The following is a 13249-nucleotide window of genomic DNA, read 5'->3' as shown; positions in this document are numbered from 1 at the left end:
CAATTAGCCATCGAAGCCGTATATTTTACCGTCTGCCCCTACCTCTAAGGCATAATGCTCTTTTTCAGGAGCTGAACCATCTAGGATGACTAGCGTTACCCCATTTCTTCCCGGCGTGATGATATTTCCTACTGTGTAGCTTGTTTCTTTGCCTCCTTGGACACGCTTTACGAAATCAAATGCCTTTTGTTTGGCCAGCTCTGGGGATGCGCCTTTGCCTGACGGTCGTTTTTCAAACTGCAAATAGACAAGCTTGCCTGTTTCTTCGTCTATTTGCATTCTGACTTCTTCTTTTTTATCAGTCTTTGACCTTTTAAAATAAATATCATAAAAAGTATTATATGTAGATAGGCTAATTTCTTTTACATGATACTCTCTTAATTCCGGGTAAAGTACGTGCATCCGATCAAACATAGCCTGTGCCGGCTTTGTCAGCTCGTCATTTGGCATGTCCCGATTTTCGAGGTCAGCCGCATACCATTTATCGAATAAAATTGGTTTTGTTGCAGCATTCAAGCTTTCAATTCTACCATTTTCACCGAAATGCACCGAAACGTAAGTTGCTAGATTTTTCTTATTTGGAAGGCTGATTCGGAAATTAACGACTGGCGGCAGGGTTTTAGCTGAAATTAGCTTGCCTTCCCCTTCTTTTTTGACTTCTCTCCATATAGAAATAGGTACGGAATTCTTTGCCTTTTCTCCATACAATTTTTCTAGTAAAAGGGCTGCTTGTTGTTTAGCTGTTTCATCGGTGATTTGTTTTTCTGATCCCTTTAAGGAAGTGTAAACACTTGTCCCCTTGGGATATTCTGTTCGTTCAAAAAAGCCGAAATATAATAATTCTCCGGTTTGTCTGTCTAATTGAATATGGACGATTGGCGTGTTACCCACACCATTTTTGCTTAATTCTACGTTGATTAATTTACTCCACCTTTTTGTAAGATCAATCTTCTGATTTTTATATTCCTTGATTTCGGGAAAGGCTAGCGTCAGCTTATCTATCACATTCTTTACCTGACGATTGATATCAGCTTGGTGGGTGCTCTCCCCTTGTGTAGAGGTGGCTTTTTTCCCAGTAGTCTTCGTATCTATAGCCAAAACCGGTGAGATCGGTACAGAAAGTAGTGTTATGACTGAAGCAATTGATAGAAATCTGTGTTGTACTGACATCGTTTTGTTTTTGGAGGTATTCATCTTATCTCTCCTCAATATCTCCCTTTTTTTAACCTCTATTAGTCGAACCAAGCGGGAAATGGTTACAGTTTTTTTGTTTTTTTATTAGGAAAATGATATGTATATCATTGAATTGGTGAGGGGAGATGAGTTCGTTTTGCGTCTCGGTGAAATAGCCACGAGTTGTTCTAATCGACTCGGGGTTATCGATAGTATAGAGATCTGTCGGGGATAATATCTTGATATAAGAAACGTTTCAGCCTGGAATGAAAGTGTCTTGCACATTACAAAAGGTTGCCGATTATATCGACAACCTAATCTGAATGGAAGCAGAGCTAATTTTACCCATTTTTTCCATTTGAACCGTGTACCTTTTCGAATAATTTTTTCCGAATATTTTGTATAAAATTCTTCTTATATCGAATTTCTTTTTCAAAAGGCATTGACCTCATTTCAAGAATTTTACCCAACGGTGCTTCATCTTATAGGGACATTTCAATCACTTTTTGAGATGTCTTTGGGTTAACTCATTAAAGTCATTATAATTTGGGACAATCGCTATTTGTAATTGCTTTACAATGAAAAGCATACCTTTTTGTTTTTCCATAAAACCACTTTATACGTATGATTTGCACATAAGAAAACCCGAATAAGAGCTTTGTTAATATCCATTATTCGGGTCTCATTATTAGGTATGATCAGAATGTAATCTATATTTTCCACATTTTTTACATTGAAACAAGTATAATCCTATATCTTCACCTAATTGGTCAACAGATAATCCATAATTCTCCTCTAAAAGACTTATCTCTTCTTGTAAATCATTTCTCATCGTATTTAGTTCACTTATATCCAGGTATCCAACAAATGAACAAAATTCATTACAATGACTTAGCCATTGCGGTTCTTGCCAAGAGATATAACTAGGCGTACGGAAGAGCAATTCTTCTAAGTTGTCATCATGTATAGGCTCAACTTCATCATATCCCATAAAATACATATACTCGTTTTTTTCATCATTAAAAGAAACAGACAATAGCTTATCTTTATATTCTACCGCACCTTGTAAAACCCCTTTAAACTCCATAGTAGCTCTTCCATCATAAATACACCATCGACAAATATTATTCACGTCATCAACGGAATAAAATGGACCAGAATAAATATATGTCGTTTCTTTGTTACAAACTGAACAATTTTGTTTAGGTACTTGCTCAAAAATACCGTGTTTGTATACGTTAGAGTGATACTTAAACTTCGGCAAATTATCTCTCACAAGAATAATCCTCCTACAAGTAAATAAACCATAAATATATAATGATCTATGGATTTGAGTCAATATCTTGGACACAACTAAGTTAAGTACTAGGATGCTTTTCTTTGCAAGTCTTCTACTTCTTGAGGTGTTTTGTAGCCTAGACTACCATGTATTCGGGTTCGGTTATACCAACCTTCTATATATGTAAAAAGCGCAAGCTTTGCGGATTCATAATCAATGTAAGTCACATGGTTTACTTCTTCTTTCTTCAGAATGGCATGGAACGATTCGATAAAGGCATTGTCATAGGGACAGCCCTTTCTGCTAAATGAGTGAACAATGTGAAGTTGCTTAACATATTGCGTGAAATCCTTGCTCGTATATTGGGCACCTAAATCAGTATGAAGTACCAAATTCCTTGCGGGTTTTTGAGTATCATTGGCATTTTTTAATGCATGCAAAACTACATCCACTGTCATATGACGTGAAAAAGAGTACCCTATTATTTTTTTAGAATGTAGATCAAGAACAGATGCCAAATAACACCAACCATCCCGAAGAGTATGAATATAACGTAATATCTGCTACCCATTTCTCGTTAATAGATGTTGTTTTAAAATCTTGCTGACGTAGATTAGGTCTCTCCATAACTCTGTCTTTGCTTCCTTGTGGGCGGAATTTCTTACGCGTAATGGATCGAATATCGGCCTTAATCATTAATCGTTGCACTTTTTTCTGGCTAATAGAAAAGCCTTCTCTATTCAAAAGATAGTGAATCTTGGGGAGCACCATAACGTCCCTTGCTATCCTGATAAATTTCAATCATTCTCTTTGTAATCAGTTGGTTCTCTTTATGACGTGTAGAGTGCTCTTTCTTTTAGAATTGATAGTATGTACTTCTGGAAAGATTGAGTACCTCACACATAGTCTGTACAGAGTACTTTTCTCTGTTTGCTGCAATAAATTGATTCAGTTCTGCAATTTCTACTTTTTCGCGAATATGGCCATTTTAGAATTCATTTTCCTGTTTCAATCGAAGCATTTCCTTCTGCATAGCAGCGATCTCTTTAAATGCAATAGATTGTCCTGCTTCTCCGAGAGGAGTAAATTCTTTGATCCATTTGTAAATGGTGACTTCTGAAATACCATATTCGCTAGATAATTCCTTTACAGAGTAACCAGAGTGATAAAGATCTACCACTGTTCTTTTAAAATCTTCATTGTATCTCTTGTTCGTTTTTTTGTGTTCCATCCGGACTCATCTCCTCTTGTTTTCATTGTAAGGACTTAACTAAGAGGTATCCATGAAACTATACTAACTCAAGTACGACGACAATCGTTGAACAGACCGTTCGAGAATATATCTCTTACTATAACTCAATTCGAATCAAACAAAACTAAACAACCAGTCGCCGGTTGAATTCCGACGACTGGCTGCTTAAACGTGTAAGGTGTTTTGATCCCTGTCCTACAAACGGGGGGCAGTCCCTAGTCCAATTATTTGGGTTTCATTTAAAAGAAATTTTTAACTAACATTTTAATTTTTGGGTCTATGCTGACGCAACATGTGCCATACTCCATATGGGTTAAAAAATGGATCGTCCTCCTCAAACATTGTACATTTTCCCTGTTTCAGTAAATAAAATGGGGAATTCAAGTCTAAACTAAAAGTCTCACCATCATTAATTTTTGGATTTTCTTCCAAGATGTATAAACAGAATAACTTAAATAGATTGGCGACTTCCATTTCTGTTATACCTTCTGTCGAAGTAATTACATCACAAAAACCAAAACAATGCATTCCAGTAGTATAATAGGCATTTTCCGTACGTGACATCTGGATAAACGCAGTAAACACTCTTGATATTTCCTTACTCTTGGTTATATCCAACCAATCTTCTTTCGTCCTAGCTCTTCCAGAAGATTCAACATTTACTGCAATACCACCAGCATTAAGAAGAGCACTTGCAACATCCATTATTTTTAGAACCTTGTCAATACTCCCCCCGTCTCCAATTAAATATATTACGCTATTATGTGTTTTAAGTTGGTTTATATCTTCTTTACTGAATAATCCATGCCCACCTACTTCGATCGCTTCTGTGATATACGGGTTATAATCACTTATATCAACCTCGTAGAATTCATCAGGATTTTCTAAACATCCGATATGGCTTCCCATATAAATATAACCATTACCATTTCGAGTTAGTGCCTCTTTGAATTCATCTCTACTCTTCCAGTGTCCCGGAATCCCTAAGATAATTTTTGGCAAAGTCTCCATAGTCCCACCCATCAATAATTTATTTTAATTTTTTATTCAATTATCTGCGCTAAGATCTTATCTATATTCTCACTATTTTTTGCATATCCTCCTTTTTTTATCTCAATTAACATTTCAGTAATATCTTGTTTTGTGACGATATCTATTTTCTTTAACGCATTAATAAAAGGATTAATAAATCTATCTCCATTCATCATAGTTTTTAAAAGAGTTTTAGCCCACCCTTTTGCTTGTGGTATCATTTTTGGTATACCTTTTGCTAGTACGTACAATCCTTCGTCTAAACCATTGCGATTAGCAATATAAAAAATAGTTTCAATTATGTCGTCAGCAGCAGATGGCTCTTCAATATCATCTTCAAAAATAGTGCAGAGATCTATAATAACTTCATTATTACCATTATACGCTAGTTCATTAAGTAAGCTTGTAAATAAATCAATATCATCGCCTTCATTATTTAAAAAACGCATTTTATACAAAGTTTCAATATGGTTTTCAAATGACATTTTTATTCCTCCTGTATTACTAATCTTTTAATGGTTTTTCAAAGATTTTTTTATTATCTACCTTATAATCCCTATAGTAATCTATATACTCTTTTATTTTTTTCTTAGTTTGTTTATTATAAAGACCATCCTCTTTCAAGATTCGCCTTAAGTCATTTACATCAAACGCTAAAGTATCCCTTGGAGACAGATCCATATATAGGTTGTAATCTTCTGTTCTAGTTTTTGGATTTAAACCATAAGTATATGTTCTTCTATGTCTTCCACCAACTCCAGGGTAAATTTGCTCCAAAAACATTGCATAACTTTCATCTCTATCCAGCCCAAATTTTTCCTTCATATATTTATTTGATGGCATATGGTGTCCCGTAAGGTTATCACCAGAAATATTAGGCAACTCGCCAAATTTACCATGTTTTAATTCATTTGGAAGTAGTTTATCACTTGTTTGTGGAACTGTCTGATTCTTTTTAGAAGCAAAGTCTTTATATCTTTCATTTAACCTATCTTTTAATTTATCATAGTCCGTTTTAGTTTTTTTCGATTTCTTAGCCGCTCTCGCAGCAGCCTCTTCTTCCATTTCTTTCATGACCTTCAGGTAATTCTGCTGAACCTCGTTTTTAGGTAGCTCAATCTTATGTGCCTGATCTTTTACTTCTTTAATATTAACTTTAATTCCTTCTGGAGTCACAAATTCTTTCGATGTTCCAGGAAGTTTATTTCTCAGATTATCCAGCCCTTGCTTCAGATTCTTTTTAATCGAAGCTACCTTTTTCTGCAAGCCTTTTTTCGCTGCCATAACCGTGCTCTTCATCTGCTGTTTCATGAGCTTAACTGCATCTGCTACCTTGTCTATACCATTTGCGATGACATTTCGAGCCGACGTATACACTTTCCCCACGACTTCTCCAATCGCATTCATTGCAGTTTTGGTCGTATCTATTACATTCTCTGCTGCTTTAACAATTTTTTTCCCTGTCTCAAATGCATTCATACCCTTTTTGACAAACTTCGTACCTGTCGCTGCCCATCCTGCAAACGGAACGCATGCCGCCAATGATAGAGCCGCTCCCTCATAATCTCCACGAGCAAGCGATATGCCCGCATTGGCAAGGTCAGCAATTTCACCGACACCAGGTATCATCCCTACTACATCTAGCGCCAACTGAACACCATCCAACAGATTATCCCAAAAGCCTTTCTTTTCCTCCGGAGGCGGTGGCGGCGGTGCCGGGTCCTCAGGCTCTGGCTCCGGTTCTAGGTCAGCCACTGAGACAGGCGATTTAATTAAACCATCTACCTGTAGCACCGTTCCCTGAATATCCGTCTCCCCATCCAGCACAATACTGCTTTCCTTACACAGCAGATAGATGGCTTCCTGCGCTTTAATCTCGAATTTGGTATCTGTCTCAATCTCCAAATCCTTTTCCGCGGAAAACATAATCGCCTTATCGCTGTGAATCTCGATGCCGTCTTCTACATCCAGCTTAATAAACATCTTGCCTTCTTTCGTGTCCTTGGCAGTGAGCACAAAATCAGAGCCGCCTAGCTTCATCTCCTTGCCAAAGTTGGTCCCCCAATACTTCACGCTTGGATCGCCCATTTTTGGAGAATCCTGCCCTGTTTTGCGAACAGAGCTCATCGCTACCGCTCCATCCTCCTGGCTGGTTGCGAAATAAACCTGGATAGCGTCTCCCTCCTGCGGCATGCAGTGAAAGCCGTCAGCTCCTTCTGTTGAATAGACGGAGGAATACGGAAACCACCAGGCCTTGCCCTTGTCTTGGGTTTTATCGATATCGAGATGCACCTTGACGGTATCTCTGCGAATCTCAATAATCTTTCCTTCCAGCGAGACACCTGTTAGCTGTTCATTTCGAATCAGATTCTGCAAAACGCCTTCCTCTTGGCAAAGGGTGTAGGTATAGAGCAAGCCGCCTTCGGTAAAGCGCGCTAAAGATGCCGCGACGGTCAGCTCCTTCTCCTGAAATAGCACCTTGTCCCCTAATGCAAAATACTGTCCGCTTTCTGCCGTATAGTGAGTGAAAGCCGTCTCATCTAGCTCACTGCCATATCCCGTGGTGGCTTCCGTGTACCTGTCTAGTGATCTTGCTACACCGTAGTGATAGTCTTGCAGTTGTCCTAATTTCCCATCAGGAACTCCAAGTGAAAACTTCGGTGTTTTAGAGCTTGTTTCTGGTAATAAAACCGCACCAAAACGAGACGCCATTCGCTTAATGAACGCCCAATCTGTCTCTTTATATTGCAGCGTAAAGCCTTTTAATGTTGCATTGTTTGTAGCGTAATCGAGATAGTCTGATCCTGGATAATCCTTTAAAATCAAATCTAGCAGAGCTGTGTACGTCATGTTTTTATCTTGAAAGGATCTGGTCTTCTCTTTTATATCGAGCTGGCTCGTCAGCGAGATGCCTTCTATCTCGATATAGTAGATGCCACGAACAGCTCGAACTCCGATATTTTCTACGAGTCCTGTAAATAGATTCCTGACCACTCGACCATCCTCTACCTCGTTGACCTCGATGGTATCGCTACTTGTGGCCATTGCGATGTAGCTATCCTTCTTCTCTTCCGGAATGATTCCGGTCAGATATAGCTTAGCGTGGTCGTTTGCTTCTTTGACTAGCTGTAAATCCTGCAGCGTTTGTATATCGTAGGGAGATACTACTTGAATATTTCCATATCCCGCTACTTTAGCTGTCGTTTTCACACACAATCCCCCCTCCCGATGGGTGGTATGGTCTCTTCTAGATTTAGTCCAATTCCTGTCCGTCATCGATGATGCTTATTTGCCCGCCGCAATGTAGGCACATGTTGGTACAATCGTTGAGTAGAACGGGCGCACCTTCGATCAGCTTGTCCTCCTTGCCCCCAATCCACGGCATCGTTACGATCGGCATGCATGGCATGCGCTTTAAATAGCCGCCATTTGCTTCCGTCGCAGCTGCTACCTCTGGATTAGCTAGATTACCGCATCTGCCAAAGGGCATAATGTTTACATTTGGCACAAAATCATTAATGTTCATTTGCGCCTTGTCTTTAATAAATACCCCGTGGCTTAGGGGCGTTTTCAATCGACTTTTTTGAGTGCCAAAGGTGCAGGTGAGGATGGCTCCTGCTACCACATAGCTTTTCTTGGCTCCTTCTCCACCTTCTACTTCCACGTCTTCTATGGCCATTTACATCTCATCCTCTCTATGAGCCTCCAGCTCGACTTTTTGAAGCTGGATGCCTGTAAAATCTCGGCGCAGAATACTTTCCGCCAGTCCTACATTCACTACAAGATGCTCTTCACGAATCCCATCTATCTGAAAAAATGTTCGTCTGCCAATCTTGTTCTGATCTAATATGAGGCGTTTTATTGTATTGTCCTGATAAAACTCAGCCCTATCTGATAAGCAGTTGATACGTGGGGGCACAAACACCCAGTACAAATCCTGCCTCATCTGCTCCCGATCTGCGAGTACAACAGCCTTGCACAGCATTTTGGGCACATATTTGACAACTAGCTGTTTTAGGCGATCAGATAGCAACGGAATAGGGCGTTGAATAAAGTCTACGTAAGTGACATGCTCTCTTCGCTGAATGGGAACCTGTAAGACCAATTCATCTAAAAGATGCACCTTCTCCTCAGTTAACAGCTCTTTGGTTAGCAGCTCGGTAAGTCCCGTAGGCTCTACAGCGTCTAGTAGGCGATTATCTTGGGACAGAATAAAATAGCTCATGTAGATATGCCTCCTCGCTCTCTGCCTCTATCCACAAAACAGCGGCTTGTTGTCGCTCATCTAAGTTGAGCTTGTCTCGATCTTTTACCGAAAAGGAGGCCCCATCTACATCTGCTCCAGTAAAATCAGCAGATGCTACGCTAGCCCCAACAAACACCGCTTCACGTAAATGAGCATCTGTGAAGTTGGCGTTTGTCAAATCAGCTCCAGCAAAATTCACGCCCGCAAGATGAGCTTTACGAAATTGGGCTTCTGCTAATTGGGCATCGACGAAGCTAGCCTTTGACAAGTTGGCTTCAGCAAAGGAAATTTCCCAAAAGCCTGGCATTTCCCAACTATCTGGCTCCAGCAATCCTTTAGAAGCTTGGATTCCCCCAAAGTCTGCCCCTGACAGATCGCTATGATCAAAATTAGCTCCAAATAGCAGGCTGTAAGAGAAATCTGCCCGGACTAGTCGCGAATGATTCCACCTTGTGCCGAGGAGTACACAACCCTTCAACCGAGCGTCGGATAGATCACTATGCTCAAAACGTGAATAGCGAAAATCCAGCTCGGAATATTCTCCCTTAGACAAATCCAACTGGTCGAAAACCTCATAGGCATATTCTTGTTCACTGCCTTCATCGATCCACTCCCTAACCGATTGGGCATCCCGTACTCGCCGATCTATTTTATACACGACCTCGCTAACATCCATGTATTCTCCAACACGTACTTCAACGATATCCTCTGTGGATAACGCTGCAAATTCCGGAGATTGAATCGCTGTAGGCAAGGCAAATCTAGCCAACTGAATTACATACTGATGAAAATGAACCGCTTCTCTCAAGACTATTTGCTCCACATCAGGTAGCGTAATAGCGCCCATATATGCCTTTCTACCGCTGTTGATTTCGTCCTTCAATTGGTCTAAATACCGTAATGCCCAGCTAGCATCATATTCTGTTTGGCAAGGATTCCGATCGAAAAACCAGGAGCTATCGGTCGCCTCCACTAAATAAATCGCCCGCCCTACTGCCAATTCGGTTCGCAACAACGAAAAGGTAAGATGCCCAAGTAACGGTTTGTTTTTTCGCATCTGCTCGGTGCCTAGCTGATGGCAAATCCGTTGAAAATCGCTTGTCCAGTCTGTGGCTAATGTATTTTTATGTGTCTGAAAATCCTTCTCCAGACGCATCAATGCTAGCACTCTTGCAGGCTCCACTACATTCGTCATAAAATGCGGCATCGCTTCTGTCCTGTCCATTCTCCCCCTCCTCTTTTCATAAAAGCTAGGGCCACTAGTTTGTCTTGGTCTCATTCCCCATGATCATGGTATTGCCATCCATCTTGATATTGCTTTCCTTGCAGGTTATGCTGATCTCTTCCTTAGCTGAGATAATCACTTTTTTCTCGGAGTCCATCATGATGTCTTCCTGAGAGATGATCTTGATTTTTTTCTTACTCATGATCTGAATACCATCCTGATCATTTAACCTGATAAAAATCTCACCGTCCTTAGCAGTGATTACAATCTCACTAGGGCTCATCATGAGCTCCTTGCCATTTGGTGTACGGAAATATTTAATATCCGGATTGCCTAGCTTATTATGCTGCGCCTCTCCCACATCCTGACGAACAGAGCTGCTAGCAACCCCATCGCTTTCTTTATTGCCGGGAAAATAGACGCGTACATGGTCATTAAGCTCTGGCATACAATACCAGCCACTGTTTCCTTCTGCCGTATAAACGGATGAATAAGGGAACCAATGCGCTTCGCTTTTATTCTGGCTTTCGTCGATCGAGAGGTGCACCTTCACCGTGTCCTTGGCAACCTCAATGACCTTTCCTTGCACAGAGGCTCCGACGATTTTCGAGTTAAACAGTTTGTTTTGGCTCATTCCTTTTTTGGTGCAAAGCGTGTAAACATGCTTTAATAATCCCTTTTTCATTTCGGTATAGGCTTGGGCCACAAACAGCGTTTTGCCTAGGAACTGTACCCCATGTCCTACCTCCAGCACTCTGTCCGATTCCACTTCATAATAGATAAAATCATTCTCCTCAATACCCGGGATATGATTCTCTGAGGAATGGCGGAAAGCAGACATGCGTTTTTTTACGCTATAGTGATAGTCCTCCAATTTTCCCTTCGAGCCACCCTCTGGCATTCCGAAATAAAACTTAGGCTTATCAAAAATGGAAGCTGGAGCAAGACCTGCGTTAAATCGAGAAGCCATTCGCTTAAGGAATTGCCAGTCCGTCTCGTCATATTGCATGGTAAATTCTCCGAGCTTACCGCCTTTAGATATACTGTCCATCACGTCCAGCCCAGGGTAGTCGGCAGCAATCTGCTTGATCAGAGCAGAATAAGTCATATTTTTATTTTGAAAGGAACGTTTTTTACGTTTTATGTCCAGCTTGTAGGAATGCGAGACCGCTTCGACCTGCATATAATAGATGCCCCGCACTGCTTTAATTTCAATATGCAGTACGAGTCCGTTAAAGATAGGCGTACTTCCGCCCTTTTCGTCAATCTGGCTAATCGTTATCGGCGTCTCAGCCTGCGTCATTTCCACGTAGCTATCCTTTAGCTCCTCTGGCACAATACCTGTAAAGCTAACTTTGGCATGCTCGTTGATGGTTTTGATCATGACTAGCTCTTGCAGATTGACTAATTGATAAGGGGAAACCTGAAGATTGTGATATGCGATTACCGTTGAGCTCACTCTTCCTCTCCTCCTCTGTGGTCACTATGGATAACTACCGCTTCCATCATGCCTCGCGCTACAAGCCGCCAGTCGTTCATCTCATCCTCTGTGCAGTTGAACGTACATAGCAAAGCCTTGCCATCTAGCTCAGTAAAAAACATAAAATTATAAAGATTAACATTGTAGGCTGGGGTCAAAAATTCACAGTAGCCGATCGGCTTTCCATTCACTTCCACTACATCATCTCCGTGCCATTGAAGAAGCTTCTGCGTCTTCCGCAACAAATGCACCATCGCTGCAGTAAACTCTTTCATTTCAGCATCAGTCAATCTGGTTTGGGTGTGGTTAATCGCTACATTAATGGAACCGGTGCTATTGGTATAAATCAGGGTAGGTCTGCGTTCTGAAGGGTATTTTAATGCCGCCGTCTCAGGCGACATTGGGGTAAATGCTTTCGGCATCGGGATGCTTAGTTTATCCTCTAATAAACGACGCTCTGCAAATGAAATCATCTCACCGTCAATCTTGACTAACGATTTTCGCAGATCGTACGCCCATTTGGGATCGAGTTCCTGCGTATTTTTTGACTGTGCATCTGGTCCTGATTCGTCCTTTTTCTCATCCTGCTCCTGTAACATCGCAATAATCTTCTCGTCCATATGCTCCATAACAGTCACCTTCCTTTCTTTGTCCATGCATGTCGCGGTGTGCCTTTTCACCTGTTAGCCGCTTTTTTGTCAGTCCACAATCATTCGCTGAAAACCGCCCTGACGCAAATCGGCTCTTGCTTTGCCGGCCCCTCTCCCTTCATCTAAAATGCGCCCTAAATATTTATGAATCTGTTCATTGCTATACTCCTTATACCCCGTTCCCAATCGGTTAGCGAGATAGGTAAGAATGACCTCGCGATTGACTGTTCCTTCGTTAAGGCATAGCAGAGCAAAACTAATATCAAACGCTGTCAGATTCGTTCCTTGAACTAGCTCTCTAGCAAAATAGCGCATGATGCTTGGAGCAAGCGTGCTTTGGGACTCACTTGCATAGGGGACATGAATGGTGATAAACGTGTTGTATTCCGTAGCCAAATCAATAAAGCTCTGATAATGCGAGCGTAGCTTGGCCCCTTCCTTTAGCTTAAAACGCCCTAATTCTAGTTCGTTCTGACCAAGCTCCACCCGTTCATCCAGTACAATTTCAGAATTGCTGATCGTAAAGTCGCTGTCTGTCATCTGTTCATGAAATCTGATTTTGACAACAGTTTCTCGATTGGTGGCGTGATATATAAGCTCATGCTCTTCCTTTAATACATACAAACGCCCAGAATGCTTCACGATTCCGGGTGTAATCGTGATACGTTGCTCTCCAATACGTATGTCTGATCCAGTAATAATCCCGTCTGAATACTCTTTGTATTGAATATCGAGAAAATCGCGAGGATAATCCCGAAGATTGGCAAGCATGTCCGTTTTTAAAATGCGTCCTTTATTAAAATTAGGATACAGATGGGTAAACAAGTGACGACCTCCTATATGCATGCCGTGGGTGCTGCTTCAAGCTGTCTGAAAGGGACAAGAGATTTCGTCTTGTCCGATTCCTCATTC

General features: G+C 41.0%; 11 protein-coding genes and 2 pseudogenes. 1 reads left to right on the top strand and 12 read right to left on the bottom strand.

Annotation, left to right across the window (positions count from 1 at the left end; genetic code table 11):
• Positions 1-3 precede the first annotated feature (3 nt).
• From AYJ08_RS11040 to AYJ08_RS22970, 3 genes and pseudogenes are all read right to left on the bottom strand, one after another.
• Positions 4-1194: a hypothetical protein gene (locus AYJ08_RS11040; RefSeq protein ID WP_064017764.1), complete on the bottom strand. Its 1191-nt coding sequence runs from the start codon at positions 1192-1194 to the stop codon at positions 4-6.
• A 667-nt stretch (positions 1195-1861) separates the two neighbouring features.
• Positions 1862-2449, bottom strand: coding sequence for a CbrC family protein (locus AYJ08_RS11035; protein WP_064017763.1), 588 nt, complete (start codon positions 2447-2449; stop codon positions 1862-1864).
• Positions 2450-2538: 89 nt separating this feature from the next.
• A pseudogene (locus tag AYJ08_RS22970) lies at positions 2539-3683 on the bottom strand (IS3 family transposase).
• 77 nt (positions 3684-3760) lie between these two features.
• Between AYJ08_RS22970 and AYJ08_RS25045 the strand changes: the two are divergent.
• A pseudogene (locus tag AYJ08_RS25045) lies at positions 3761-3832 on the top strand (IS3 family transposase); the annotation flags it as partial.
• 136 nt (positions 3833-3968) lie between these two features.
• On the opposite strand, the gene AYJ08_RS11020 reads toward AYJ08_RS25045, so the two are convergent.
• The 9 genes from AYJ08_RS11020 to AYJ08_RS10980 all read right to left on the bottom strand — a co-directional run bounded on the left by AYJ08_RS11020 (position 3969) and on the right by AYJ08_RS10980 (position 13162).
• Positions 3969-4715, bottom strand: coding sequence for a DUF4261 domain-containing protein (locus AYJ08_RS11020; protein WP_064017762.1), 747 nt, complete (start codon positions 4713-4715; stop codon positions 3969-3971).
• Positions 4716-4747: 32 nt separating this feature from the next.
• Positions 4748-5221 (bottom strand): Imm30 family immunity protein, encoded by a 474-nt coding sequence (locus AYJ08_RS11015; RefSeq protein WP_064017761.1) that lies wholly within the window; start codon positions 5219-5221, stop codon positions 4748-4750.
• Between the two features lie 19 nt (positions 5222-5240).
• Positions 5241-7946 (bottom strand): hypothetical protein, encoded by a 2706-nt coding sequence (locus AYJ08_RS11010; RefSeq protein ID WP_231929086.1) that lies wholly within the window; start codon positions 7944-7946, stop codon positions 5241-5243.
• A 43-nt stretch (positions 7947-7989) separates the two neighbouring features.
• The gene (locus AYJ08_RS11005; protein ID WP_031410856.1) at positions 7990-8415 is read right to left on the bottom strand and encodes a DUF4280 domain-containing protein; all 426 of its coding nucleotides are present in this window, start codon (positions 8413-8415) and stop codon (positions 7990-7992) included.
• Positions 8416-8961, bottom strand: a complete 546-nt coding sequence (locus tag AYJ08_RS11000) for a hypothetical protein (protein ID WP_064017760.1) — start codon at positions 8959-8961, stop codon at positions 8416-8418.
• Positions 8933-10207, bottom strand: coding sequence for a pentapeptide repeat-containing protein (locus AYJ08_RS10995; RefSeq protein WP_064017759.1), 1275 nt, complete (start codon positions 10205-10207; stop codon positions 8933-8935). The genes AYJ08_RS11000 and AYJ08_RS10995 overlap by 29 nt, the downstream gene beginning before the upstream one ends.
• A gap of 34 nt (positions 10208-10241) precedes the next feature.
• Positions 10242-11666, bottom strand: coding sequence for a contractile injection system protein, VgrG/Pvc8 family (locus AYJ08_RS10990; protein ID WP_064017758.1), 1425 nt, complete (start codon positions 11664-11666; stop codon positions 10242-10244).
• Complete coding sequence (locus tag AYJ08_RS10985; protein WP_064017757.1) at positions 11663-12316, bottom strand: hypothetical protein; 654 nt, start codon at positions 12314-12316, stop codon at positions 11663-11665. Before AYJ08_RS10985 ends, AYJ08_RS10990 begins: the two co-directional genes overlap by 4 nt.
• A gap of 69 nt (positions 12317-12385) precedes the next feature.
• Entirely contained in the window at positions 12386-13162 is a 777-nt protein-coding gene (locus AYJ08_RS10980; RefSeq protein WP_064017756.1) for a hypothetical protein, read from the bottom strand.
• Positions 13163-13249 lie beyond the last annotated feature (87 nt).

This window comes from Brevibacillus sp. SKDU10 (genome assembly GCF_001645205.1).
GTDB classification, from domain to species: domain Bacteria; phylum Bacillota; class Bacilli; order Brevibacillales; family Brevibacillaceae; genus Brevibacillus_B; species Brevibacillus_B halotolerans.
Note: the sequence above shows the minus strand (reverse complement) of the source record. Positions and strands in the feature narration are given on the sequence as shown.

Bases quoted from the DNA above. Each gene is read 5' to 3' on its own strand.
- AYJ08_RS11020 (WP_064017762.1), bottom strand. From the start codon at position 4,715: ATGGAGACTTTGCCAAAAATTATCTTAGGGATTCCGGGACACTGGAAG.
- AYJ08_RS10985 (WP_064017757.1), bottom strand. From the start codon at position 12,316: ATGGAGCATATGGACGAGAAGATTATTGCGATGTTACAGGAGCAGGAT.
- AYJ08_RS11015 (WP_064017761.1), bottom strand. From the start codon at position 5,221: ATGTCATTTGAAAACCATATTGAAACTTTGTATAAAATGCGTTTTTTA.
- AYJ08_RS11005 (WP_031410856.1), bottom strand. From the start codon at position 8,415: ATGGCCATAGAAGACGTGGAAGTAGAAGGTGGAGAAGGAGCCAAGAAA.
- AYJ08_RS11000 (WP_064017760.1), bottom strand. From the start codon at position 8,961: ATGAGCTATTTTATTCTGTCCCAAGATAATCGCCTACTAGACGCTGTA.
- AYJ08_RS10995 (WP_064017759.1), bottom strand. From the start codon at position 10,207: ATGGACAGGACAGAAGCGATGCCGCATTTTATGACGAATGTAGTGGAG.
- AYJ08_RS11040 (WP_064017764.1), bottom strand. From the start codon at position 1,194: ATGAATACCTCCAAAAACAAAACGATGTCAGTACAACACAGATTTCTA.